We start from the raw sequence: 25,515 nt of genomic DNA on the forward strand, positions 1-25,515 counted from the left end.
TACTAGTGTTATAAGCGAAGCGGCAAACAGGACATTTTTAGTACAGGACGTTTAGGGGACGGGAGAGAAACATGCGAATTAAACCTGACGATAACTGGCGCTGGTATTTTTGTGAAGAGCATGACCGTATGATGCTCGACTTAGCCAACGGCATGTTGTTTCGCTCTCGTTTTGCGCGCCGAATGTTAACGCCAGACGCGTTTGCTCCCTCAGGCTTTTGCGTTGACGATGCCGCGCTCTATTTCTCTTTTGAAGAAAAATGCCGCGATCTCGATCTCTCCAAAGAACAGCGCGCCGAACTGGTATTAAACGCGCTGGTGGCGATCCGTTTCCTGAAACCGCAAATGCCGAAAAGCTGGCATTTCCTTGCGCACGGCATGAGCTGGACCCCGGCTATCGGCGATGCGGCGAGCGTCAATCTGAGCGATACCGAAGAGGAGGTGAATTTGCTGGTGGTTGAACCCGGTGAAAACGCTGCGCTCTGTTTGCTGGCCCAACCCGGCGTGAACATTGCCGGGCGAGTTATGCAGTTAGGTGATGCCATCAAAGTGATGAACGACAGGCTGAAGCCACAGCTGCGCGTTGATTCCTTCAGCCTCGAACAGGCGGTTTAAGCTTCCAGCTGTACGGATGTTTTCGGGACACAGCTACAGCACAGGATCGTGCCGTCACCGCCAATCGCAGATTTCTTCAGGGCACTCACTTCACCATCGACCAGTTTAATGCGACAGCATCCGCAAATCCCCGCGCGACAGGAATACGGTACGCGGATACCCGCCTGTTCCAGTTGTTCCAGTAGCACCTGCTGATTGTTACCACGGATAACTTTGCCTTCCCAGTGAATATCCACCGCGGAAGCGACGTTGGTTACCACGTCAACCATCTCTTCTTCCTGACCTGCGCCATACACCCTGGCAGGCCCTCGGGTAAGGATCTCGATCTCGTCGCCCACGCGGATCACGCCGCTGGAGCGGGGGATCAGGTTCTGGCCGAAGTCGACATCACCTTTATCCTGCGCGGTGCGAAATGACTGCAAGGTTTTTAGCGGTTCACCGGAAGGATGCTTCTGGCCTTTCTCCGGGCTAATGGTGGTGAGAATACAGCGGCTGCACGGTTTCACCACGTCAAAAATAACGCTGCCGATGCGGATGACTTTCCAGGTATCTTCATCCCAGGCCTCCGCTCCGGTCACCACCAGATTCGGGCGAAACTGCTCCATCTGCACGCTGGCTTTGCAACGTTTTTGTAAATCTCGCAGCGAGGCCTCGCTGGTCAGCAGAAAGGGAAAACCATCCGCGAAGGAGAGGGGAACCGCATCGTGGCGCTTCACGCGACGGGTCAGCGCAGGCCCAACCCAGCGCAGCTGAACGTCACGGGAGAAAAAGCCGCTGAGCCACTGGTTAATGTTATCCGGCGCGATACGCGCGGTAAAATGATTGCCCCACACTTCCGTTGGCGCATCAAGCGGCGCAAAATCAGCAAAGCGGATCACGACGCTTGAACCGTCTGGCGCGGTCAAATGCAGCCCGTCATGAAGCGGGGAAGGCGTAAAGCGAACCATCTGCGGGAACTGACGTGCGGTGATAAACGTACCGTCAGGCTCGGTGACCATAAAAATACGATCGAAGGCGAATCCGCTCATATCGGCCAGCGCGTGAGTCACGCCGATACCGCGCATCGATTTCACCGGATGAATAAAAAGCCTGGATAACGTCGCCACTACACACTCCCGCTAAAGAAAATAAGCCTTCAACTTTATGACATACACGCCATATTAGCTATAATGCGCGACAATTTTCTATGAGTAAAAGTGACGATATGAATTCTCTGTTTGCCAGTACGGCCCGTGGGCTGGAAGAGCTGTTAAAAACTGAACTGGAAGCCCTGGGCGCGAAAGAGTGCCGGGTGGTTCAGGGTGGTGTCCATTTTGAGGGCGACACGCGGCTTATTTACCAGAGCCTGATGTGGAGCCGTCTGGCGTCGCGCATCATGCTGCCGATGAAAGAGTGCAAGGTCTACAGCGATCTTGATCTCTACACCGGCGTACAGATGATCGACTGGACAGAGATCTTCACCCCGGACGCCACCTTTGCGGTGCATTTCAACGGCGTCAACGATGAGATCCGCAACAGCCAGTACGGTGCCCTGCGCGTTAAGGATGCCATTGTGGACTGCTTCACGCGTCGTAATAAAGAACGTCCGAACGTTGACCGTGAAAACCCGGATCTGCGTATCAACGTCTGGCTGAACGGCGATACGGCCAGTATTTCCCTTGATCTGAGCGGCGCAGGCCTGCATCTGCGCGGTTATCGCGATCGCACCGGGATGGCGCCGATCAAAGAAACGCTGGCTGCCGCTATCGTGATGCGCTCCGGATGGCAGCCAGGTACGCCGCTGCTCGATCCGATGTGCGGTTCCGGTACGCTGCTGATTGAAGCCGCGATGCTGGCCACCGACCGTGCGCCAGGGCTGCACCGCGGCCACTGGGGCTTCAAAGGCTGGGCACAGCACGATGAGGCCATCTGGAAAGAGGTCAAAGACGATGCGCAGACCCGCGCCCGTAAAGGGCTGGCGGAATACACCTCTCACTTTTACGGTTCGGACAGCGATGCACGGGTGATTGAACGTGCGCGCAGCAACGCCCGTCGTGCCGGTATCGGCGAGCTGGTCACCTTCGAGGTGAAAGACGTGGCGAACCTGACCAACCCGTTGCCAAAAGGCCCGTACGGTACGGTGATCAGCAACCCGCCGTATGGTGAGCGTCTGGACAGCGAGCCGGCGCTGATTGCACTGCACAGCCTGCTGGGCCGCAACATGAAAGCGCATTTCGGCGGCTGGAACCTCTCCCTGTTTAGCGCCTCGCCGGAGCTGCTGAGCTGCCTGCAATTGCGTGCCGATCGCCAGTTCAAGGCGAAAAACGGCCCGCTGGACTGCGTGCAGAAAAACTACCATCTGGCAGAGATAGCGGCGGATAGCAAACCGTCAGGCGTGGCGGAAGATTACGCCAACCGCCTGCGCAAAAACCTGAAGAAATTTGAGAAGTGGGCAAAGCAGGAAGGCATCGAATGTTATCGCCTGTACGACGCTGACCTGCCGGAATACAACGTGGCGGTTGACCGCTATGCGGACTGGGTAGTGGTTCAGGAATACGCCCCGCCGAAAACTATCGATGCGCAAAAAGCGCGTCAGCGTATGCTGGATGTGATTGCGGCCACCATCGCCGTACTCGGCATTTCGCCAAACAAGCTGGTGCTGAAAACCCGTGAGCGTCAGAAAGGCAAAAACCAGTATCAGAAGATGGGCGAGAAGGGTGACTTCATCGAAGTGGGCGAATATAACGCGCGCCTGTGGGTTAACCTGACCGACTACCTTGATACCGGTCTGTTCCTCGACCACCGTATCGCCCGCCGCATGCTGGGCCAGATGAGCAAGGGCAAAGACTTCCTGAACCTGTTCTCCTATACCGGCAGCGCCAGCGTTCATGCGGGGCTTGGCGGCGCGCGTAGCACCACCACGGTAGATATGTCACGAACTTATCTGGAGTGGGCAGAGCGCAACCTGCGTCTTAACGGCTTAACCGGTCGTCAGCATCGCCTGTTACAGGCCGACGTGCTGGGCTGGCTGCGCGATACCGACGAGCAGTTTGACCTGATCTTTATCGATCCGCCGACCTTCTCTAACTCCAAGCGTATGGAGGATAGCTTTGACGTTCAACGCGATCACCTGCGCCTGATGACCGACCTGAAACGCCTGCTGCGTAAAGGCGGCACCATTATGTTCTCGAACAACAAGCGCGGATTCCGCATGGATCACGACGGCCTGGCCGAACTGGGACTGAAAGCACAAGAAATCAGCCAAAAAACGCTGTCTCAGGACTTTGCCCGTAACCGTCAAATCCACAACTGCTGGCTGATCTCCGCGGTCTGAAAGGAAAAATAAATGTCTTTAATTAGTATGCACGGCGCGTGGCTCTCTTTCAGCGACTCACCGCTTCTCGATAATGCAGAGCTGCATATCGAAGATAACGAGCGCGTCTGTCTGGTGGGCCGTAACGGCGCAGGTAAATCGACGCTGATGAAAATCCTCAACCGTGAGCAGGGGCTGGATGACGGCCGTATTGTTTACGAGCAGGATCTGATCGTCTCTCGTCTGCAACAGGATCCGCCGCGTAACGTCACCGGCAGCGTTTACGATTTTGTGGCCGAAGGGATTTCAGAGCAGGCGGAATACCTCAAGCGTTACCACGAGATTTCGCATCTGGTCATGACGGACCCGAGCGACAAGAATCTCAACGAGCTGGCAAAAGTGCAGGAGATGCTCGATCACCACGGTCTGTGGCAGCTGGAAAACCGCATTAATGAAGTGCTGGCCCAGCTTGGCCTGGAAGCGGATATGGAGCTGTCGGCGCTCTCCGGCGGCTGGCTGCGTAAAGCGGCGCTGGGCCGTGCCCTGGTGAGCGGGCCTAAGGTGCTGCTGCTGGACGAACCGACGAACCACCTGGATATCGAAGCGATTGACTGGCTGGAAGGGTTCCTGAAAACCTTTAACGGCACCATTATCTTCATCTCCCACGACCGTTCGTTCATCCGCAATATGGCCACGCGCATTGTCGACCTCGACCGCGGCAAGCTGGTGACTTACCCGGGCGATTACGATACCTATCTACTGGAGAAAGAAGAGAACCTGCGCGTCGAAGAGCTGCAAAACGCCGAGTTCGACCGCAAGCTGGCACAGGAAGAGGTCTGGATCCGTCAGGGCATCAAAGCCCGTCGTACCCGTAACGAAGGCCGCGTTCGCGCCCTCAAGGCGATGCGCCGCGAACGTAGCGAACGCCGTGAAGTCATGGGGAGCGCCAAAATGCAGGTTGAAGAGGCGTCCCGCTCGGGCAAGATTGTCTTCGAAATGGAGAACGTGAATTATTCGGTTGACGGCAAAGTGCTGGTAAACGATTTCTCCGCTCAGGTTCAGCGCGGCGACAAAATTGCGCTGATCGGCCCGAACGGGTGCGGTAAAACCACGCTGCTGAAACTGATGCTCGGTCAGCTCCAGGCCGACAGCGGTCGTATCCACTGCGGTACCAAACTGGAAGTGGCGTACTTCGACCAGCACCGCGCAGAGCTGGATCCAGACCGTACGGTGATGGATAACCTCGCTGAGGGCAAACAGGAGGTCATGGTTAACGGCAAGCCGCGTCACGTGCTGGGCTACCTTCAGGACTTCCTGTTCCACCCGAAACGCGCCATGACGCCGGTGCGCGCGCTGTCCGGCGGTGAGCGTAACCGTCTTTTGCTGGCGCGTTTGTTCCTGAAACCCAGTAACTTATTGATTCTCGATGAACCGACTAACGATCTGGATGTCGAAACGCTGGAACTGCTGGAAGAGTTGATTGATGGTTATCAGGGAACCGTGATGCTGGTCAGCCACGATCGTCAGTTTGTCGATAACACCGTGACCGAGTGCTGGATCTTCGAAGGCGAAGGACGCATCGGGCAATATGTAGGCGGCTATCATGACGCGCGTGGACAGCAATCACAGTCGCTGGCGCAAAAACAGGCGAAGACCAAAAATGTCGCTGAACCTGTTGTTGCAAAAGCAGAAACTGTCAAAAAGTCTCCTGCTAAAATGAGTTATAACTTGCAGCGCGAGCTGGAGGGGCTGCCGCAGCGTCTGGAAGAGCTGGAAGCTGCACTGGAAGCACTGCAAATCCAGGTCGCTGATGCGTCATTCTTTACGCAGCCTCACGACTATACTCAGAAAGTATTGGCTGAACTCTCCCAGGCTGAACAGGCGCTGGAAGAGGCATTTGAGCGCTGGGAGTACCTTGAGTCTCTGAAAAACGGCGCATAAACAGGGATAATCTATGTGTGACCAGCACCATGCCGATCGGCATATATTATGCTCGCAATGCGATATGCTCGTGGCGTTGCCAGAGCTTGGTCACGGACATAAGGCTGCCTGCCCGCGCTGCGGCGCTACGCTGACGACCGAGTGGGACGCGCCAAGGCAGCGTCCTACGGCTTATGCGCTGGCAGCCTTATTCATGTTACTGCTCTCCAATCTCTTCCCTTTCATCTATATGAAAGTAGGTGGGATGACCAGCCAGGTAGATTTACTGGAAATTCCTGGCGTGATGTTCTCGGAAGATTACGCCAGCCTTGGCACCTTCTTTCTTCTGTTCGTGCAGATCGTCCCGGCTTTTTGCCTGGTCGTCATTCTGCTGCTGGTCAACCGCGTCAGGATGCCCACTGTCCTTAAAATCAAACTCGCGCGGATCCTTTTCCAGCTGAAAAGCTGGGGGATGGCGGAAATTTTTCTCGCGGGTATCCTGGTCAGCTTCGTGAAGCTGATGGCCTACGGCGATGTGGGGATTGGCAGCAGCTTTATTCCGTGGTGTCTGTATTGCGTGCTGCAACTGCGCGCGTTCCAGTGCGTGGACCGACGCTGGGCCTGGGACGATATTGCCCCGGCGCCGACGCTCTCGCAGACGGTAAAGGTGGGCGTACCGGGTATCCGTCAGGGGCTTCGCTCCTGCTCGTGCTGCACCGCCGTGCTGCCCGCGGATGTCGAGGTGTGTCCGCGCTGTGAAACAAAAGGTCACGTCCGGCGCAAAAATAGCCTGCAATGGACCATGGCGCTGCTGGTGACCTCTGTCATGCTCTATCTGCCCGCCAATATCTTGCCGATCATGATCACCGATTTGCTCGGCGACAGAATGCCCTCGACCATACTGGCCGGGGTGATTTTGCTGTGGAGCGAGGGATCTTACCCTGTAGCAGGCGTCATATTCCTCGCCAGTATTATGGTTCCGACCTTAAAGATGATTGCCATTGCCTGGCTTTGCTGGGATGCAAAAGGGCACGGTAAGCGAGACAGCGAGCGCATGCATCTGATTTATGAGGTCGTGGAATTTGTTGGCCGCTGGTCGATGATTGACGTGTTCGTGATTGCGGTTCTCTCAGCGCTGGTGCGTATGGGGGGGCTGATGAGTATTTATCCCGCTATGGGAGCGCTGATGTTTGCGTTGGTCGTCATTATGACCATGTTTGCGGCCATGACCTTCGACCCTCGTTTATCGTGGGATCGTGAGCCCGATTCAAGCCATGAGGAAGAGTAAGAGCATGGAAAATAAGAGTGGAGAGGCTAAAGTGCAGAAGGTCAGAAACTGGTCGCCGGTGTGGATTTTCCCCATCGTGACCGCGCTGATCGGTGCATGGATCCTGTTTTATCATTACAGCCATCAGGGACCGGAAGTCACGCTAATTACCACCAATGCAGAGGGGATTGAGGGCGGAAAAACCACCATCAAGAGCCGCAGCGTGGATGTGGGTGTCGTGGAAAGCGCGACCCTGACGGATGATTTAACCCATGTTGAAATCAAGGCCCGCCTGAATGCTGGCATGGAAAAACTGCTCCATGAAGATTCTGTTTTTTGGGTAGTGAAACCGCAGGTTGGTAGAGAAGGGATCAGCGGCTTAGGGACGCTATTGTCCGGGGCTTATATTGAACTCCAGCCCGGCAACAAAGGCGCCCAGCCAGCAAACTATCAGCTGCTGGATTCACCGCCGCTTGCGCCACCGGATGCAAAAGGGATCCGCGTTATTCTGGACAGTAAAAAAGCGGGCCAGCTCTCGCCGGGCGATCCGGTGCTGTTCCGTGGGTATCGCGTCGGTTCGGTTGAAACAAGCACCTTCGATCCGCAAAAACGGACCATCAGCTATCAGCTATTTATCAACGCGCCTAATGACCGCCTGGTGACCAGCAACGTTCGCTTCTGGAAAGACAGCGGGATCGCGGTAGATCTCACCTCTGCGGGGATGCGCGTTGAGATGGGTTCACTCACCACGCTGTTTGGTGGGGGCGTCAGTTTTGACGTGCCGGAAGGTATAGATCTGGGACAACCGGTGGCGGAGAAAACCGCCTTCAGACTGTTTGACGATCAAAAAAGCATTCAGGATGCGCTCTATACCGATCACATCGACTACCTGATGTTCTTTAAGGACTCTGTACGCGGCTTGCAGCCAGGGGCGCCAGTTGAGTTCCGCGGTATTCGTCTGGGGACAGTGGGACAAGTGCCTTACTTTGTTCCGGGACTCAAGCAGATGCTTGATGATGATTATCGTATTCCGGTGCTGATCCGCATTGAGCCTGAGCGTTTGATTAACCAGATAGGCGAGGACCAGGATATTGGGGAGCATATCAGCGACCTGCTGAATCGCGGGCTGCGCGGCTCGCTGAAAACCGGCAACCTGGTCACAGGGGCGTTGTATGTCGATATGGACTTCTATCCAAAAGCGCCACCTATGACGGGAGTCCGTGAATTTGGCGGCTACAAAATCATTCCTACGGTCAGCAGTGGCCTGGCGCAGATCCAACAGCGCCTGATGGAAACGCTGGATAAGATCAACAATCTGCCGCTGAATCCAATGCTTGAAGCTGCGACGGGATCACTGCATCAGAGCCAGGCAACGATGCTACGTCTGCAAACCACGCTGGATAATATCAACAAGATCACCGCTAACCAGTCCATGCAGCAGCTGCCGCAGGATATGCAGAAAACGTTGCGCGAACTGAATCGTAGTATGCAGGGCTTCCAGCCGGGCTCAGCGGCCTACAACAAGATGGTGGCGGATATGCAACGTCTTGATCAGGTTTTACGCGAGCTACAGCCCGTTCTGAAAACGCTCAATGAAAAGAGCAACGCACTGGTGTTTGAAGCGAAAGACAAAAAGGATCCTGAGCCTAAGAGGGCGAAACAATGAAAAAATGGCTAATCATCGCAGGCGCACTGGTATTAACGGCCTGTAGCTCTGGAAGCGATAACAAAAGCTACTACCAGCTGCCGTTAAGCGCCCAGTCCGGTGCGCAGAGCAGCACCTCGCAGGGCAGCCGTCTGCTGTGGGTTGAACAGGTTGCCGTGCCAGATTACCTGGCGGGCAACGGGGTGGTCTACCAGACCAGCGATGTGCAGTACGTAATCGCCAACAATAACCTGTGGGCCAGCCCGCTGGATCAGCAGCTACGCAATACGCTGGTGGCGAATCTGAGCAGCCAGCTCCCCGGTTGGGTCGTTGCCTCGCAGCCTCTGGGAAGCGATCAGGACACTCTGAATGTTAACGTGACGGGATTCCATGGCCGCTATGATGGTGCCGTTGTTATCAGCGGGGAGTGGCTGCTGAATCACCAGGGTCAGCTGATTAAGCGTCCTTTCCATCTTGAACTCAAGCAGCAGAAAGATGGCTATGACGAAATGGTGAAAGTACTTGCGCAGGGATGGGCACAGGAGTCGGCTGCTATCGCAAGAGAGATTTCCCGCCTGCCATAAGTAAAATTCATCGACGAAAGCCGCACTCAGCTTCTTGCTGATTGCGGCTTTTTTTTCGTTTTGCGTTCAGGTTGTTACTTGTCCCGCGTCACATTTTTTGTACAAACGATCTTCCATGTAGCTCACAAATATGACACCCGTATGAATTTTGAACGTTGACGCTGACGTCGATTCGGGGTATTCGTTAACTGTGCTTGCACATATTGCAACCACTGTTTTCTTTCCACCAGACAAAAGAATGAGGGAAACGAGGCATGAAGAGACAGAAACGAGATCGCCTGGAAAGGGCTCATCAACGTGGTTATCAGGCTGGCATCGCCGGACGTTCAAAAGAAATGTGTCCCTATCAGGCCCTGAATCAAAGGTCCCAATGGCTAGGGGGCTGGCGAGAAGCCATCGGAGACAGGGCAGTACTTGCTTGATACCGTCTCTTTAAAAAGAAACCTCCGCAATGCGGAGGTTTCGCCTTTCTGGATGGGGCTAAAAGCCGTTATCAGAAAGCGGAGGTATCCTGGAACAGACCCACTTTCAGGTCGTTCGCGGTATAGATCAGGCGACCATCTACCAGCACTTCACCGTCCGCCAGGCCCATAATCAGGCGGCGGTTAACGATGCGTTTGAAATGGATACGGTAGGTGACTTTCTTCGCGGTAGGCAGAACCTGACCGGTGAATTTCACTTCGCCTACGCCCAACGCACGGCCTTTGCCTTCACCGCCAAGCCAGCCCAGATAGAAGCCAACCAGCTGCCACATGGCATCGAGGCCCAGGCAGCCAGGCATTACCGGATCGCCAATAAAGTGGCAACCGAAGAACCACAGGTCCGGGTTGATATCGAGTTCTGCTTCTACGTAACCCTTATCAAAGTTGCCGCCGGTTTCGGTCATTTTCACGACACGGTCCATCATCAGCATATTTGGGGCTGGTAACTGCGGGCCTTTCGCGCCAAACAGTTCACCGCGACCAGAGGCAAGAAGGTCTTCTTTAGTATAGGATTCGCGTTTATCTACCATGTTCTCAGTAAGCCTTATTTTAGTGAAGGACGCAGGATAGCTAACACGTGTACGCTGAACAAGTCCGATCAGTTCGCACTAAACCAACTTAACCAGCGTAACGGCCACGGATAACGATGACGAGCATCCTGCTGTGTCGCCTGAGCTATACGTTCCTGAATGGTCTGCATAAGGGTTGTCTGGCCTTCGCCGTCCCAGACCAGGTTTGTCAGTAAGGGTAGTGCATCCTCAACCCCTTCGATGGCCCAGACGGTGAATTGTTCCTGCTCTACCGCATCCAGAATCGCCTGGCTCAGGCTCAAATGGCGAGCGTTAGGTGCCGGAATAATCACGCCCTGTTTGCCGTTTAAACCGCGCTGCTGGCAGATTGCGAAGAAGCCTTCGATTTTCTCATTCAGTCCGCCCACCGGTTGGGCACGGCCAAACTGATCCACGGACCCGGTAATCGCAATATTCTGGTTAATCGGCACGTCTGCAAGCGCGCTGATCACGGCACACAGCTCCGCCATTGAGGCGCTGTCGCCGTCGACTTCACTGTAGGACTGTTCAAAGGTCAACGAGGCAGAGAAGGGGATCTGCTGCTCGAGCTGAAGTTCAGACATCAGGAACGCCTGCATGATCATCATGCCTTTGGCATGAATGTTTCCGCCCAGTTCGGCCTTGCGTTCGATATCGGTAAATTCGCCGTCACCAATGTGTACGACACAGCTGATACGGGAAGGCTCACCAAAGGCGCGCGGGTGTCCGGGGAACTCGATGACGGACAAGGCGTTGATTTGCCCGATACGTTCGCCTTCGGTCTCCACCAGAATCTGTTCCAGCAGAATTTCATCCTGCATACGGTCAGCAAGATAACCTTCACGCCATTCACGCTGGGCCAGCATCTGGCTAAGCTGCTCACCGGTAAACGGACCGTTACCGCTGATAACCCCCACTTCACGCAGCTGTTTACCGATCCAGAGCGGGCAGAGCGGCAGGGTTTCCTGATCGCCAGTGTAGCGTACGGCCTCGCGGATTAAGCCCGGCCACGCATCCTCGGCAGGCGAGGGCAGTGCGAAACGTTCCGCCACGGCCATAACCCACTGACACCACTGCGCCATGTCATCGGCATCGGCGATCTGAATATTATCTTCAAATTCGCTATAGACAGCCTGCTCCGCGAGTTCTGGCTCCATTTCCTGGAAATCAGCCAGAGATTCACGGTCGCCCGTCAGCACGACGGTCAGCGACAGCGGCATAGACGGAATGGATACAGGCAGCGGACGCGAATCGTCGTAGCCTACCCAGTCAAAACGTTGCTGCGTCACCACCGTTTTCAGGCGCATCCACAGCAGAGGCTGAGCAAGCAGGGTGCGAAGGGAAATGAGCAACACGCCGCCATTCGCGCGGTGTACCAGCCCCGGTTGCAGTGACACATCGCCATTGAACTGACGAAGGCAGCCGAACAGCTGTTCTGCTTCCACCCAGTTGGCGATGATCACCTCGCCTTTTGCAGCGAACTGTCCGTCTGCCTGCGTGGCAGGTTCGTACGTCACCTCACGTCCGGCAATATGATACTGGCCACCAAAAACGGCATTCGTTTTTGGCTGCAACTGGCGCATGGCATCACCGAGAAGCGTCAGATACTCGGCTTCTTCCGGGGCTTTGAGCAGCATGAAAGGAGATGTAGCCCATGGGGATGACATCTGCTCCAGCGCGTAATGCAAACGCGGTTGTGTATCGCTAAGTATGAATTCGTGTTCTTTTGTGAGGTCTGGCTGTGCAAACAGCTCCTGATAGCTCTCGGTATCCGGAACCAGGTCACGCCATGCAAGTTTCGTAATGGTCAAAGTTGATGTTTTTTAGTCAGAAGTAAAACCGTGGAGTATACCGTAAGCGGCGCACTCTGCCCAATCAGGATTCGGGTTTTCGTCATGCGGATCGCCTGCGGCGTTTCACAGGATATGATTTCTTTTCAGCAGATTGCCAAAAAACTGATATTCTGAACAGAGTTACACGGTAACACTGAGATCGCAATGAAATATCAACAACTGGAAAACCTCGAAAGCGGCTGGAAATGGAAGTACCTGGTCAAAAAGCACCGTGAAGGGGAGCTGATCACCTGCTACATCGAAGCCAGCGCGGCGCAAGAAGCTGTGGATATGTTGCTGACCCTCGAAAACGAACCGGTACTGGTCAACGGCTGGATTGAGAAACACATTAATCCGGCCCTGTTAAACCGGATGAAGCAAACTATCCGTGCTCGTCGTAAACGGCATTTCAATGCCGAGCATCAGCACACCCGTAAGAAATCCATCGACCTGGAGTTTATGGTCTGGCAGCGTCTGGCCGGGCTTGCGCAACGGCGCGGGAAAACCCTGTCGGAAACGGTGGTGCAGCTGATTGAAGATGCCGAGCACAAAGAGAAGTATGCCAGCCAGATGTCGACGCTGAAGAACGATCTACAGGCACTGTTAGGTAAAAAATAAGCGTTTTGCTTTTCTTCAGATAATAAAAAACCCCGCATGGCGGGGTTTTTTTATAAGACGATAACTTATGCCGCAGGCTGAGTTACAACGTCTTTGATACCTTTAACTTCGATCTCTACGCGACGATCTGGTGCCAGGCAGTCGATCAGTGCAGCGCGTGGTTTCACGTTGTCACAGGTAGAACCGGTAACTGGGTTAGATTCGCCCATACCACGTGGGGAGATCTTGTTAGCTGGGATACCTTTAGATACCAGGTAATCAACTACAGACTGAGCACGTTTCTCAGACAGACCCTGGTTGTAAGCGTCAGAACCGATACGGTCGGTGAAGCCCAGAACCACTACAGAACCGTCTTTAGGATCCAGGTTGCTCAGCTGGGTGTACAGCTGATCCAGTGCCTGCTGACCTTCTGGTTTCAGGGTAGCTTTGTTGAAGTTGAACAGAACGTCAGACTTCAGAGTGAAGTGCTTGGTCTGTACTTCTGGCGCTGGAGCCGGAGCTGGAGCTACGACTGGCGCATCTTCCTGCTGACCGAAACGGTAAGAAACACCAACGCTCAGCATGCCGTTGTCTGGACGAACGCCAACGGTAGCACCGTCACCGATGTTGTTAACCCACTGGTATTCCAGACGGGTAGCGATGTCACGGGTCATTGCCCACTCAACGCCACCAGCGAATACTGGGGAAACACCCGTGTCGTGGTCGTCACCAGCGATGCTGTTGCTGGAGTCTGCACGCCATACCATGCCGCCCAGACGGGTGTACACGTCCAGATCGTCAGTTACTGGGTAACCCAGTTTAGCGGTCAGCTGTACGCCTTGAGCTTTGAAAGCGCCATTTACGTTGTCGCCTTTGTAAGGCATACGACCTAACCAGTCGTAACCCATTTCAAAGCCAACATACGGGTTAACCTGATAGCCACCGAACGCACCTGCACCCAGCTGGCTCTCGTGAGTAGGGCCATCGTTGTTCAGGCTGCTGTTGTACCAACCGGTGTCATGGAACTGAGACCAGCCCAGTTTACCACCTGCATACCAGGTATTATCTTTCGGAGCGGCCTGCGCTACGGTAGCGAAGCCAGCCAGTGCCACTGCAATCGCGATAGCTGTCTTTTTCATTTTTTGCGCCTCGTTATCATCCAAAATTTGCCATGAATATCTCCATCGGAGGAATCACGGTTAAATCCTTCACCGGGGGGCGTGGTCAAATATAAACCTACCGATATCTTCGGCTTAGGCCGAGCACCCCTGGCGATGTAAAGTCTACAACGTAGCTGAAAACTTACAAGTGTGAAGTCCGTCAGGCATATGAAAAAAAAAGTTCCGTATACCTAATATTTAACAATTTTTGAACGAATTTTGTGCAGTAAAATTAACGAGAACCGCGTCAGACAAGACTTGCCGCAGTTTTGGCGCGTTGAACTTTTTTTGCATACTGCGGTCGAAAAAAATTCCAGGAAAACTCTTAAAATCACTCAATGGTACACATTTGAGTGAATTTTTAGCCCGGGATGTTGTCCTCTGCGATAGGAATCTCCACGAACTGGCCGCATGATGAAACCCATCGCGTTACCTTCTTCAGCCGCTTCAGTCAGACGCAAATGTTCCTCTTGCGACAGATCCTCATGCAACCACCCAATCACGACGCTATAGTTCCCGGTACGTAATGCCCGGACCATCGACTCGACCGTATCGCAAGGGGAGAGTTGATTAATCTGCATCACCTTCGCTAACGGCAGCCCAGCCGACTGAACCCATTCGCGACTTAATTTTTGCTGTGGCGTCAGCCAGAGCTGCCAGCGAGACTGTTGCCCGAGCTGCTGCAAAAGCGGCAGGAGTAAGAGTTGTGTCAACAGCGGCTGGTCTTCACGGTAAACCACTTCACTGATAAGCCCTGTCGATTCACGCCCGATAGAATTCTGCGCAGCATTGCCTGCGGCAGAAGTAGAAGGTGTTAAGTGATTTGCATAGCCTGAAGTGTACATAATCATTCCAGCCCTGTAGTTACTGTATGGATATACAGTAACCCCTGTATGCATAAAGATCAACCTCATTTTCGGAAAGCGACTCGCAAATTTCATCCATTCCTGGTGAACATGAAAAAATCATCTTGCCCAACGGCAATAAGTTGCCTATTTTCCTGCTAACGGATCCGTTAGTAAGAAATATCGTGGTTACTGTATGATTTTTAATGGAATTATCATGAAAAAGATATCTTATGAGCGGATTTATCAATCTCAAGAATACCTCTCTCCGCTGGGCGAAATTCATCATCGCGCCCTGTTTGGCGGTTATACCCTGGCCGTGGATGAAGCGGTGTTCGCGATGGTGTCTGACGGCGAGCTGTACCTTCGCGCCTGTGAGCAAAGTGCAAAATACTGTGTAAAAAACGCTTCCTCTTTTCTGACCCTGATGAAACGAGGACGCCCAGTGCTGCTTAATTACTACCGTGTGGACGAAGGTCTGTGGCAAAACAGGGAAAAACTGCTTCAGCTCTCCTCGTTTGCGCTCGATGCCGCCAGGAAAGAGCGCTACCAGCGCCATCAGCGTAACCGGCTTAAAGATCTGCCGAACCTGACCTTTCAGATTGAGGTCCTGCTTATGGAGGCGGGCATTACCAATGAAGAGACGCTACGACAGTTGGGGGCGAAGACGAGCTGGCTGAAAATGCGCTCGAAGAATAAAGCGCTGAGTATCCGGGTATTGTTCGCGCTTGAAGGCGCGATTGAAGGGTTACATGAAGCGGCACTCCCGGCGGATATTCGCCGGGAGCTTACGGAGTGGTTTAATGCGCTGCCTGAGTCGCAGGGCCATCATTCCGCCAGGTAGCGATCTGCTGTCGCAGCCGACAAATTTCCGGCAGCAAAGCGATAAGCAGGCCAATTTGCTGAAGGACCAGTGGAGCTTTGTTGTCGGTGCCTGGATCAAGGTGTGCGATACGTTGCACCAGTTCATCCAGTGCCTGGTGAACCCGTGGCTCATCCGCAGGTTGATGATGAAGCGCATCATCAACGTAGCAAACGGCGTCGTCCAGCAGCGCCAGGATGTCCGGATTCGTCAGTTTCTCTCGGTGGGCGCCAAGGGTAGAGATATAGCTGGTGAACGTGTGGTTCAGACACAGCAGGCGGAAGGCTGTCTCACGGATTTCTGCCGTAGCGCGCGGCTCAGTTGACATATTCGAGACAACGGAAGCCAGCTCTGCGTCAGTGTTATGCGCATCGCGACGGGCAATCCGATAGGCCAGACGGTTATCGCGACCCTGATGGTATTGCTCAAGAATAGCATCCAGGTAGCGGCAGTTGGCGTTCATTGCTCTGTCGGACACGCGCGGTAAATTTCGGAAACGCCAGTCAGGCCAGATAAAACTCACCGCCGCCCAGGCGATGGCGCAGCCGATTAGCGTGTCAATCACACGGGGGAGGGCCACCTCAAAGCCTTCACCCAGCAGATTGAAGCAGAGCAGCACCAGCAGCGTGATGAACATCGTGGCGTGGGCATACTGCACATTGCGGAAAGCGAAGAACAGTACACCGGTAATCACAATCAGGATCAGTTGCCCTTCTACGGATGGCACAAAGTAGAGCACCGGCAGCCCGATGGCGACCCCGACTAATGTCCCGACAATACGCAGCGCGAGCCGATGGCGGGTAGCGTTATAGTTCGGCTGGCAGACAAACAGGCTGGTCAACAGGATCCAGTAGCCGTGGTGCAATCCTGTTATCTGGATAAACGCGTAGCCGACGCACAGTACCAGCGACATCCTTACCGCATGGCGAAAGAGGGCGGATTCCGGCGTAAAATGACGGCTCAGGCGCAGCCACATATCGCTGAAACCGTTGAGACTGTCGTCGGCAAGCTGGTTGTCAGCGTCATTGCCCGGCATCGCCATCGCCTGTTCAGACTCAATGGTGGCGAGCTGAGCATCAATGGCTCTCAGGTTGTTGAGCAGGAATCCCAGGGCTTTGAACTGTTCCGGTGATGTCCCACTGGCCTGAACGCGATCGAGCGCCGCATCCAGGTGGCTGAATGCGCGTTCAAAGCGCGGATCGTGCTGATAGGGCGTGCGCAGCAGTATTGAGCGCGCAAGTTGCTGGCAGGCCTGAGACTGCATCGACAGCAGGCGCTGGAAACGGAACATCACGTCGCTATAGCGGAATTTCTCGCGCAGGTCAGCGTACTGCACATGCGAGGAGCTGGCGCGCTCGTGAATATCCTGGGCGACAAAATAGTAGTGCAGTGTGCGCCGTGTACCGCGCTGACCGCGATCGCCGCGCAGACGGGTGAGCAGAGACGCTTTGGTCTGGTTCAGCGTAGCGACCAGCTGGCCATTTGCCAGCGCCAGATCGTACAGGGGCGCCTGACTGTCCTCTTCAATATCCGGATCAAACAGCCGGGATTTCAGCTCCAGATAGTGGGCCAGCTGTTCGTAACTGCGGGCAATGTTGTCCTGTAAGGCACGAACCGGAAAAATAAGATGCCCGGTTAAGGTCAGCAGGTTATACCAGATAGCACCCAACAGCAGCAGGACCGGTTGCTGATACCACTGCTCGTAAAGAGAGACGCCCAGCATGGTGTAAATGGCAATCAGCAGGGCGCCAAACGCGATAGTGGCGTAGCGCTGCCCGAGGCCGCCGAGCAAAATGAAGCCGCTGGTGGACACCGTCAGCCCTAAGGCAAACAGCCAGGGCCACGGGAAAAGCAGCTCAACGGAGGCGGAAGCAATAAAGAAGCAGACCAGCGTGATGACCAGATTACGCAAACGACCGGCCAGGCGGTCGTCGAGATCCGCCAGCGCACCGGCCACCACCCCAAGCGTGAGGGGGATGGTGAGCTTCACATCATTCAGCCACCACGGCAGAGCGACGGTGCCGCAGAGGGCGATAAAAATCCTGACGTTATACAGCCAGTTACTGTTCCATGTATAGCGACGAAGCAGGGGGCTTAGCATGAGAGCGGCCAGTCCTTATTACTGAAAACGACGACGGGCATTGGCTTCACGCGCGGCTTGCGCGACTTCGACCGGGACAACTCGGCGTCCTACCGGCCACAGGGCGATGGTGGCAATTTTGAAATTAGCGATGCCAACCGGAATGCCAATAATCGTAATGCACTGGGCGATGCCGGCGAAAATATGCATCAGACACAGCCACCAGCCAAAGAAGATCAGCCATAAAATATTCAGCAGCGTGCCGCCGGTATTCATCAGGGCATTTTTTCTTTCCGGCTCCAGCTCATCCACGTGCACGGCTTCATTTCCATAAGGAACGAGGGACAGTTTGGTGATTTCCCAGCAGGAGCGCGTCAGCGGAAGGGTGAAGATGAGCACAATGCTCACCAGGGTGGCAAAAAGCCAGGAAAGGGTGGTGGCAAAACCGCCAAGGACAAAATTCAACACATTCAGAACGGTACGCATAAACCCTCATTTCCTTCGATATGATTAACGCCCGGTGATTGTAACGTTTTTTTGGGCTGGAGCACCTTAAAACTGGCAGTTAAACTGTCTGACAAATTATGACCTCGTGGATCCGGCAGGATATGGAACTGAAAGCAACTTCAATGGGCAAACGCCTGGCGCAGCACCCTTACGACAAGGTTGTCCTTCTCAATGCGGGAGTGAAAGTCTCCGGGGAACGCCACGAATATCTTATTCCGTTTAATCAGCTACTGGCCATTCATTGTAAACGAGGGCTGGTATGGGGGGAGCTGGAGTTCGTCTTGCCGGCAGACAAAGTGGTGCGACTCCACGGGACCGAGTGGGCGGAAACCCAACGCTTCCACTACCATCTGAACACGCGCTGGCAACAGTGGAGCCAGGAGATGAGCGTGATAGCCGCACAGGTGCTGCAACAGGTGCTGGACGATATCGCGCTAAGCAATACGCAGCAGAAGTGGCTGACGCGCCAGCAAACCGCCGGGCTTCAGCAAAAAATTGCCCAGGCGCTGACGGCATTGCCTTTACCGGTGGCGCGGCTTGAGGAATTTGATAACTGCCGCGACGCGTGGCGGAAGTGTCAGGCCTGGCTGAACGATATCGAGAAAAGCCGTCTGGCGCATAACCAGGCCTGGACTGAGGCGATGCTTACGCAATATGCCGATTTTTTCAGTACGGTGGAATCATCGCCCCTCAATCTTGCCCAGGCGCGCGCCGTGGTGAATGGCGAGCAGTCTCTTTTAGTGCTGGCAGGCGCCGGGAGCGGCAAAACGTCGGTGCTGGTGGCACGCGCGGGCTGGCTTCTGACAACGGGCGAGGCGGTTGCCGACCAGATTTTGCTGCTGGCCTTTGGTCGCAAGGCGGCGCAGGAGATGGATGAGCGCATTCAGGCGCGTTTGCATACCCAGGATATCTCGGCGCGCACGTTCCACTCCCTCGCTTTACACATCATTCAACAGGGCAGCAAAAAAGTCCCTGTTGTCAGCAAGCTGGAGAACGACGCTCAGGCTCGCCAGACGCTGTTTATCAAGGCATGGCGTCAGCAGTGCAGTGAAAAAAAGGCGCAGGCGAAAGGCTGGCGTCAGTGGCTTGAAGAGGAACTCAACTGGGAGGTGCCGGAGGGCAGCTTCTGGCAGGATGAAAAGCTGGCGCGCCGGCTGGCCTCTCGTCTCGACCGGTGGGTAAGCCTGATGCGCATGCACGGCGGCTCTCAGACGGAGATGATAGAAAGCGCACCGGAAGCGATCCGCGCCGTGTTTTCTAAGCGGGTTAAGCTGATGGCGCCGATGCTGAAAGCGTGGAAAACCGCGCTGAAAGACGAAAACGCGGTCGATTTTTCGGGGCTGATCCATCAGGCCATTATCATTCTGGAGAAAGGGCGCTTCGTCAGCCCGTGGAAACACATTCTGGTGGATGAGTTTCAGGACATCTCGCCGCAGCGCGCTGCGCTGCTTTCGGCGCTGCGGGCGCAGAATAAACACACGTCGCTGTTTGCCGTGGGCGATGACTGGCAGGCTATCTACCGTTTCAGCGGGGCGCAACTTTCTCTCACGACGGCCTTCCACCACTATTTTGGGGAAGGCGATCGCAGCGATCTGGACACCACCTACCGCTTCAACTCGCGGATTGGCGAAATAGCCAACCGTTTTATTCAGCAGAACCCGCACCAGCTGTCGAAACCGCTTAACAGCCTGACGTCGGGTGATAAAAAGGCCGTCACGCTGCTGGCGGACGATCAGCTGGAACCGCTGCTGGATAAACTGAGCGGCTATGCGAAACCGGATGAACGAATTCTGGTGCTGGCGCGTTACCACCACCTCAAGCCGACGGCGCTGGAAAAAGCGGCGACGCGCTGGCCAAAACTACAGCTCGATTTCATGACCATTCATGCCAGTAAAGGGCAGCAGGCCGACTACGTGATTGTGGTGGGGCTAAAAGAGGGGAGCGACGGTTTCCCGGCGCCGGCGCGGGAATCCGTGATGGAAGAGGCGTTATTACCTGTTCCGGAAGATTTCCCGGATGCAGAGGAGCGGCGTTTACTGTACGTGGCGATAACCCGCGCGCGCCATCGCGTGTGGCTCTTGTTCAACAAAGAGGAGCCGTCGGTGTTTGTCGATATTTTGAAAAGTATTGACGTGCCGGTGGCGAGAAAGCCGTAACGCGCCGGGCAAATTCTGTAGGCCCGGTAAGCGCAGCGCCACCGGGCAAAAAACTACTTCAGTCTCTCCGCAAGATAACGCTGATAATCCGGGATCAAAATCTCCACCGGATCGTTAAACTGCGGCGATTCAATGATGAAATCTGCCGTTGAAAGATTGGTGGCTACCGGAATGTTCCATACCGTCGCCAGACGCAGCAGCGCTTTAACGTCCGGATCATGCGGAACCGCATTCAGCGGATCCCAGAAGAAAATCAGAACGTCAATTTTACCTTCTGAAATCTGAGCGCCTACCTGCTGGTCACCCCCCATCGGGCCGCTCAGCATGGCATTCACTTCCAGACCAGTTTCGCGGTGGATCAGGTTGCCAGTTGTTCCCGTAGCAGAAAGGGCATGATGCTGTAAAAGAGGCTGATGGCGACGAACCCAGTTAAGCAGCATTTGTTTACAGTGATCGTGCGCAACCAGAGCAATGTGCTTGCGCGCCGGAAGTGTGCGTGTTGTCAGTTCCATAATCTTATCCGTGAGGTTACCTCGCTACACGATGACGGGAACTGACTGATGCTGCAAGAGAAAGTACAAAAAAATGTGGCTTACGACGAAGGTTGCTGTTTCGCCCATTGCAGAAAACGGGCGCGCGTGTCCGGATCGGCATTCTGGAACCAGAACTTGAGACGTTGCTCAGTAAGGGTCTGCGACTGAGGGGGGAGTACATCCAGCTCCGATACGCCCGAAAGCAGGGTACTGTCATCCGCCATCATGGTGGCGAACTGGGGCAGCGAGGCGCGCCTGCTGGCCCTGTTGTAGGTCTCGGTGTCCGCTTCATAGTCAGTTCCCTTTGGCCTTTTTGTCAGCGCCAGAATATCCAGCTTTACCGGGATGGGCATGGAATCCCCGTCCACCAGTTCAATGCGCGGCGAGGCATCAAATGCCAGTGACTCCTTTTCTGTCTCAAGGCGCGGGAGACGAAAATTGACCTGGCTGATACGCTGGGTATTAAAGCTGACCACCAGCGGAGGCGAAATGTACACCTGCTGTTCGTCGTCGGCGAGGCGAATGGTCTTTTCCACCCGAAAAACCAGCTGATGCGGGCCGTTATCCAGCTCGATGCTGTCTGCGCCCCGTAGCAGGGAACTGGAGACTTTTTTCCCGTCCAGCACCAGCAGGTCAATGTCGGTTGTGAGTCTGAGAGTAGTTGCGAAAACACAAACCGGCATGATTAACGCAACCACAGCCCAGGCAATGCCGGTTTTCATAGCTGACTCCTGTAGACAAACTACCCGGTAAGAATGTATCAAAATTTTTCGATAAACACGTTTACTAACATATAGACATATTCTGCCGTTTTGCCCTCATACTTCTGTATGGGATGCGTGGTTGAGATGTTCGCTTTGACGTACACTTTGAAAAAAACCAGGAGGCACAGCATGAAAGAGAACGACATTGTCGAGATTCTGACGACCACGCGCACTATCGCGCTGGTCGGCGCGAGCGATAAACCGGATCGCCCAAGCTATCGGGTCATGAAATACCTTCTGGACCAGGGATATCACGTGATCCCGGTCTCGCCGAAGGTGGCGGGGAAAACGCTGCTGGGTCAGCAGGGCTATGCGACGCTCGCGGACGTGCCGGAAAAGGTGGATATGGTGGACGTTTTTCGTAATTCAGAAGCGGCCTGGGGCGTGGCGCAGGAAGCGATCGCCATTGGCGCGAAAACGCTGTGGATGCAACTGGGCGTGATTAATGAGCAGGCGGCCGTGCTGGCACGCGATGCCGGGCTGAAAGTGGTGATGGATCGCTGTCCGGCAATCGATATTCCCCGTCTGGGGCTGGCAAAATAAAAAAAGCCCGTTTGACGGGCTTTTTTACACCTTTAGTTACGCAGTCTTGGTGTCTGTAACTGTTTGCGGATGGTCTGAGCAAGCTCGTCCATAGTGGGTTGTTCCGGATGCTCATCCTGTAGTTCACCACTCAGCTGCGCTTCGGCAAGATAGGTATGGACAGGCTGACCATCGTCGCCCTCCATAACCACATGATACCAGGGCGCGGCGCGAAGCTCTGCGTCAACGGCCAGATCGTCTGCTGACGGTTCATCAAGGGAATACTCCGGGTCGATATCCACGACCACACCCAAATATCCAAGCAAGGTGTGGCGGACCTGCTGGCCGATACCGAATTTGCTGGCAATCATAGTCACCTCCCGGGAAACATTACATACACACTATGTGCGGGCAATATTTCTCTTTTCAAGTTACATGACGCGACAGGCAAACCCTTTCAGATACAGCCCTTCCGGGTAGGTAGCGATCACCGGGTGATCGGCGGCCTGACGGAACTGCTCTATAAATTGTACATCACGACCCGCATCTATTGCGGCATCGGCGATGATTTTTTGGAATAAATCTGTCGTCATCAGGCCAGAGCAGGAGAACGTCAGCAGTACGCCGCCCGGGTTCAGCAGCTGGATCGCCAGCATGTTAATGTCTTTATAGCCACGGCAGGCGCCCATCAGCTGGCTTTTATTTTCTACAAACTTCGGTGGGTCCATCACGATAACGTCAAATTTCTCGCCCTGGTCGCGGTATTTACGCAGCAGTTTGAACACGTCGTCGCGCACAAACTCCGCTTTGCTCAGATCCAGCTTGTTCAGCTCAACGTTCTGTTTCGCCACGTCCAGCGCTTCCTGTGAGGTGTCGACGCTCACAACCTGGGCACAGCCGCCCATCAGGGCAGAGACCGCAAAGCCGCCGGTATAAGAGAAGCAGTTCAGCACGCGCTTATCGGCAACGTACTGGCGCGTTGCCAGACGGCTGTCACGCTGGTCGAGGTAATAACCGGTCTTATGGCCGCCCTGGATATCCACCAGCAGCTTCATGCCATGCTCTTCAATAGGCAGCAGGGCAGGCGGCAGTTCGCCGGTGACCGGGCCTTGCGTCAGCTCCATGCCCTCTTTTTTACGTACCGCCACGTCGCTGCGGTCGTAAATGGCGCATGACGGGAACAGCGTTTGCAGGGCGCTGATCAGCGCAGCACGCTGGTATTCCGCCCCGGCGCTCAGCAGCTGCAACACCAGGAAATTGCCGAAGCGGTCAATGGTCACGCCCGGCAGCCCATCGGACTCTCCGGCAATCAGACGATAGCTGTCCAGCCCGTCACGCTTTGCCAGCCACTCACGCCACTGCTGCGCCTGTTGCAGACGACGGACAAAGAAGTCGATATCGATGGCTTCTTCTTTATTGAACGTCCAGACGCGCGCGCGGATCTGAGATGCAGGCGAGTATGCGCCGCGTGCTAACCATTTCCCCTGATGGTCAACAATATCGATGGTTTCACCGAGGCTGGCTTTACCTTCCATGCGGGCAACCGCGCCGGAAAAGACCCAGGGATGACGGCGCAGTAATGACTTCTCGCGCCCTTTGGCTAACACTAAACGTACACTCATAATTTGCTATTCTGTCGATTCCAATGAAATGGCCGCCATTTTCCCGACTTCAGTGAGGAAATGCAACGCGCCAGTCGGATAAGGAGAAGGATGATGTCAAATGTTTGCACCATTGCCTGGGTCCATGGCCTTGTACAGGGCGTCGGATTCCGCTACAGCACCCAGCGCGAAGCCCTTCAGCTCGGGCTGACGGGGTATGCGCGTAACATGGATGATGGCAGCGTGGAGGTTGTGGCCTGCGGTGAGGCGGATCGGGTAGAGAAGCTGGTGGCGTGGCTGAAAGCGGGCGGACCGCGCAGTGCGCGGGTTGATAAGGTGCTAACGGAACCGCATCAACCCGGCCGGGAATACGCTGACTTCAGTATTCGCTATTAAATGCATTTTACCGGCTTTGGCAGGCCGGCGATTTTTGTCGCCTGTTTAGCCGGGCCTTTCGGAAACAGGCGATACAGATAACGGCTGTTGCCTTTCTCTTCGCCAAATTTATTCGCCATGGCTTTGACCAGCATGCGGATAGCTGGCGACGTGTTGAATTCAAGGTAAAATTCTCGCACGAAGCGCACCACTTCCCAGTGTTCCGGGGAGAGGGTAATTCCTTCGTTTTCCGCAATTTTCTCCGCCAGCGCTTCGCTCCACTGGCTGCTCTCTTTCAGATAACCGTCGTTATCGGTTTCGATCTCTTTGCCTTCAAAACTCAACATATTCATTCACGCGTTAGTCAAAAACCGCCTCAGTCTACCAAAAAAACAAAGCCCCGCATAAGCGGGGCCCTGTTCACAGCACGGTGAGTTAATCGCGGCTGGCGAAGCCCAGGATGCTCAGCAGGCTGACAAAAATGTTGTACAGCGACACATACAGGCTCACGGTGGCGCGGATATAGTTCGTCTCACCGCCGTGAATGATGTTGCTGGTTTCATACAGGATTGCGCCGGATGAAATCAGGATAAACACCGCGCTGATTGCCAGATGCAGCGCAGGCAATTGCAGGAAGATGTTCGCCAGCATACCGACCAGTACAATCACGATACCCGCCATCAGCATACCGCCAAGGAAGGACATGTCCTTACGGGTGGTCAGCACGTAGGCCGAGCAGCAGAAGAACACCAGCGCGGTACCGCCCAGCGCCATACCAATCACGTCGCCCATTCCGGCAGACAGATAGGCATTCAGGATTGGCCCCAGAATGTAGCCCAGGAAGCCGGTAAAGGCGAACGCGGAGAGAATCCCCACCGGTTTATCCGCGGTTTTGTAGGTCAGGAACATCAGACCGTACATACCCACCAGCGTCAGGATCAGGCCTGGAGAAGGCAGCATCAGTACGGTGCTGGCCGTTGCGGTGATCGCCGAAAACGCCAGCGTCAGGCTGAGCATGAAATAGGTATTGCGCAGCACCTTATGGGTGCTGAGTAGCGATGTGCGGTCGCGTGAAGAAGTAATTATACGATCCATGAGTCACTCTCTTATGACAGATGTAATTAGCGCAAAGAATAGGAAACGGCGCGGCAGACGCAAAGTGGTTTTACCCATCTTTACTCAGCCCCTTAGGGATTATGCTGGTTTTTTATTCTGGCAAAGCCTTTGTACTCAGAATGAAGTGCGGTTTGTAGGGCGTATTCAGATCAACCTCTTATAGGTCACTGAAAAATATTGCGTTATTTCCCTAAGGCCGCTAAGAGTTATTTC

25 protein-coding genes are annotated in these 25,515 nt (G+C 54.7%); 12 read left to right on the forward strand and 13 right to left on the reverse strand.

All coding sequences use genetic code 11. The features are described from left to right. Positions 1-71: 71 nt before the first annotated feature. Positions 72-614: a cell division protein ZapC gene (gene zapC, locus ACOTZD_RS11475; RefSeq protein WP_003858176.1), complete on the forward strand. Its 543-nt coding sequence runs from the start codon at positions 72-74 to the stop codon at positions 612-614. On the opposite strand, the gene ACOTZD_RS11480 is transcribed toward zapC, so the two are convergent. After that, positions 611-1,720 (reverse strand): YcbX family protein, encoded by a 1,110-nt coding sequence (locus ACOTZD_RS11480; protein ID WP_003858174.1) that lies wholly within the window; start codon positions 1,718-1,720, stop codon positions 611-613. The genes zapC and ACOTZD_RS11480 overlap by 4 nt on opposite strands. 98 nt (positions 1,721-1,818) lie before the next feature. On the opposite strand from ACOTZD_RS11480, the gene rlmKL reads away from it, so the two are divergent. The 6 genes from rlmKL (at position 1,819) to rmf (ending at position 9,744) form a co-directional block, all read left to right on the forward strand. Further along, the gene (rlmKL, locus tag ACOTZD_RS11485; RefSeq protein WP_003858171.1) at positions 1,819-3,927 is read left to right on the forward strand and encodes a bifunctional 23S rRNA (guanine(2069)-N(7))-methyltransferase RlmK/23S rRNA (guanine(2445)-N(2))-methyltransferase RlmL; all 2,109 of its coding nucleotides are present in this window, start codon (positions 1,819-1,821) and stop codon (positions 3,925-3,927) included. Positions 3,928-3,939: 12 nt separating this feature from the next. Further along, the gene (locus ACOTZD_RS11490; RefSeq protein ID WP_006809352.1) at positions 3,940-5,847 is read left to right on the forward strand and encodes an ABC transporter ATP-binding protein; all 1,908 of its coding nucleotides are present in this window, start codon (positions 3,940-3,942) and stop codon (positions 5,845-5,847) included. A 13-nt stretch (positions 5,848-5,860) separates the two neighbouring features. Then, entirely contained in the window at positions 5,861-7,114 is a 1,254-nt protein-coding gene (gene pqiA / locus ACOTZD_RS11495) for a membrane integrity-associated transporter subunit PqiA (RefSeq protein ID WP_017693685.1), read from the forward strand. 4 nt (positions 7,115-7,118) lie between these two features. After that, the gene (gene pqiB, locus ACOTZD_RS11500) at positions 7,119-8,759 is read left to right on the forward strand and encodes an intermembrane transport protein PqiB (RefSeq protein ID WP_058659655.1); all 1,641 of its coding nucleotides are present in this window, start codon (positions 7,119-7,121) and stop codon (positions 8,757-8,759) included. Further along, positions 8,756-9,322, forward strand: coding sequence for a membrane integrity-associated transporter subunit PqiC (gene pqiC / locus ACOTZD_RS11505; protein ID WP_017384809.1), 567 nt, complete (start codon positions 8,756-8,758; stop codon positions 9,320-9,322). The genes pqiB and pqiC overlap by 4 nt, the downstream gene beginning before the upstream one ends. A gap of 254 nt (positions 9,323-9,576) precedes the next feature. Beyond that, positions 9,577-9,744: a ribosome modulation factor gene (gene rmf / locus ACOTZD_RS11510; protein WP_003858162.1), complete on the forward strand. Its 168-nt coding sequence runs from the start codon at positions 9,577-9,579 to the stop codon at positions 9,742-9,744. 71 nt (positions 9,745-9,815) lie between these two features. On the opposite strand, the gene fabA is transcribed toward rmf, so the two are convergent. After that, positions 9,816-10,334 (reverse strand): bifunctional 3-hydroxydecanoyl-ACP dehydratase/trans-2-decenoyl-ACP isomerase, encoded by a 519-nt coding sequence (fabA, locus tag ACOTZD_RS11515; RefSeq protein WP_000227926.1) that lies wholly within the window; start codon positions 10,332-10,334, stop codon positions 9,816-9,818. A gap of 68 nt (positions 10,335-10,402) precedes the next feature. Then, entirely contained in the window at positions 10,403-12,163 is a 1,761-nt protein-coding gene (locus tag ACOTZD_RS11520) for an AAA family ATPase (RefSeq protein WP_174402238.1), read from the reverse strand. Positions 12,164-12,349: 186 nt separating this feature from the next. Here ACOTZD_RS11520 and matP point away from each other — a divergent pair, with 186 nt between their 5' ends. Beyond that, positions 12,350-12,802: a macrodomain Ter protein MatP gene (matP, locus tag ACOTZD_RS11525; RefSeq protein WP_003858158.1), complete on the forward strand. Its 453-nt coding sequence runs from the start codon at positions 12,350-12,352 to the stop codon at positions 12,800-12,802. A 65-nt stretch (positions 12,803-12,867) separates the two neighbouring features. On the opposite strand, the gene ompA is transcribed toward matP, so the two are convergent. Together ompA and sulA are read right to left on the reverse strand one after the other, a co-directional pair. Beyond that, a complete protein-coding gene (ompA, locus tag ACOTZD_RS11530; protein ID WP_017694761.1) occupies positions 12,868-13,920 on the reverse strand; it encodes a porin OmpA in 1,053 nt (350 codons plus the stop codon). Positions 13,921-14,276: 356 nt separating this feature from the next. Next, positions 14,277-14,786: an SOS-induced cell division inhibitor SulA gene (gene sulA / locus ACOTZD_RS11535; RefSeq protein ID WP_048209418.1), complete on the reverse strand. Its 510-nt coding sequence runs from the start codon at positions 14,784-14,786 to the stop codon at positions 14,277-14,279. Positions 14,787-15,003: 217 nt separating this feature from the next. On the opposite strand from sulA, the gene ACOTZD_RS11540 reads away from it, so the two are divergent. Continuing rightward, positions 15,004-15,630: a TfoX/Sxy family DNA transformation protein gene (locus tag ACOTZD_RS11540; protein WP_023315767.1), complete on the forward strand. Its 627-nt coding sequence runs from the start codon at positions 15,004-15,006 to the stop codon at positions 15,628-15,630. On the opposite strand, the gene yccS is transcribed toward ACOTZD_RS11540, so the two are convergent. After that, a complete protein-coding gene (gene yccS, locus ACOTZD_RS11545; RefSeq protein WP_003858151.1) occupies positions 15,587-17,749 on the reverse strand; it encodes a YccS family putative transporter in 2,163 nt (720 codons plus the stop codon). The genes ACOTZD_RS11540 and yccS overlap by 44 nt on opposite strands. Positions 17,750-17,767: 18 nt before the next feature. Next, positions 17,768-18,214, reverse strand: a complete 447-nt coding sequence (locus ACOTZD_RS11550) for a YccF domain-containing protein (protein WP_003858149.1) — start codon at positions 18,212-18,214, stop codon at positions 17,768-17,770. A 122-nt stretch (positions 18,215-18,336) separates the two neighbouring features. Between ACOTZD_RS11550 and helD the strand changes: the two genes are divergently transcribed. After that, a complete protein-coding gene (gene helD / locus ACOTZD_RS11555) occupies positions 18,337-20,391 on the forward strand; it encodes a DNA helicase IV (RefSeq protein WP_174402239.1) in 2,055 nt (684 codons plus the stop codon). Positions 20,392-20,444: 53 nt separating this feature from the next. On the opposite strand, the gene mgsA is transcribed toward helD, so the two are convergent. Together mgsA and csgI are read right to left on the reverse strand one after the other, a co-directional pair. Further along, positions 20,445-20,903: a methylglyoxal synthase gene (gene mgsA, locus ACOTZD_RS11560; RefSeq protein ID WP_003858146.1), complete on the reverse strand. Its 459-nt coding sequence runs from the start codon at positions 20,901-20,903 to the stop codon at positions 20,445-20,447. A gap of 80 nt (positions 20,904-20,983) precedes the next feature. Then, entirely contained in the window at positions 20,984-21,646 is a 663-nt protein-coding gene (gene csgI, locus ACOTZD_RS11565; RefSeq protein ID WP_022650746.1) for a curli synthesis inhibitor, read from the reverse strand. Between the two features lie 171 nt (positions 21,647-21,817). Here csgI and ACOTZD_RS11570 point away from each other — a divergent pair, with 171 nt between their 5' ends. After that, positions 21,818-22,231: a CoA-binding protein gene (locus ACOTZD_RS11570; protein WP_003858138.1), complete on the forward strand. Its 414-nt coding sequence runs from the start codon at positions 21,818-21,820 to the stop codon at positions 22,229-22,231. A gap of 32 nt (positions 22,232-22,263) precedes the next feature. On the opposite strand, the gene hspQ is transcribed toward ACOTZD_RS11570, so the two are convergent. Then, the gene (hspQ, locus tag ACOTZD_RS11575; protein ID WP_045345691.1) at positions 22,264-22,581 is read right to left on the reverse strand and encodes a heat shock protein HspQ; all 318 of its coding nucleotides are present in this window, start codon (positions 22,579-22,581) and stop codon (positions 22,264-22,266) included. 60 nt (positions 22,582-22,641) lie between these two features. Beyond that, positions 22,642-23,832, reverse strand: a complete 1,191-nt coding sequence (gene rlmI / locus ACOTZD_RS11580) for a 23S rRNA (cytosine(1962)-C(5))-methyltransferase RlmI (protein ID WP_003858133.1) — start codon at positions 23,830-23,832, stop codon at positions 22,642-22,644. Between the two features lie 93 nt (positions 23,833-23,925). Here rlmI and yccX point away from each other — a divergent pair, with 93 nt between their 5' ends. Beyond that, entirely contained in the window at positions 23,926-24,207 is a 282-nt protein-coding gene (gene yccX, locus ACOTZD_RS11585) for an acylphosphatase (protein WP_003858131.1), read from the forward strand. Here yccX and tusE read toward each other — a convergent pair. Both tusE and yccA read right to left on the reverse strand, forming a co-directional pair. Then, on the reverse strand, positions 24,204-24,533 hold the full coding sequence (tusE, locus tag ACOTZD_RS11590) for a sulfurtransferase TusE (RefSeq protein ID WP_003858129.1): 330 nt from the start codon (positions 24,531-24,533) through the stop codon (positions 24,204-24,206). The genes yccX and tusE overlap by 4 nt on opposite strands. 88 nt (positions 24,534-24,621) lie before the next feature. Beyond that, positions 24,622-25,281, reverse strand: coding sequence for an FtsH protease modulator YccA (gene yccA / locus ACOTZD_RS11595; RefSeq protein WP_003858127.1), 660 nt, complete (start codon positions 25,279-25,281; stop codon positions 24,622-24,624). Positions 25,282-25,515: the final 234 nt, after the last annotated feature.

The organism is Enterobacter cloacae complex sp. SHL022 (genome assembly GCF_049237785.1).
GTDB lineage: Bacteria > Pseudomonadota > Gammaproteobacteria > Enterobacterales > Enterobacteriaceae > Enterobacter > Enterobacter hormaechei_C.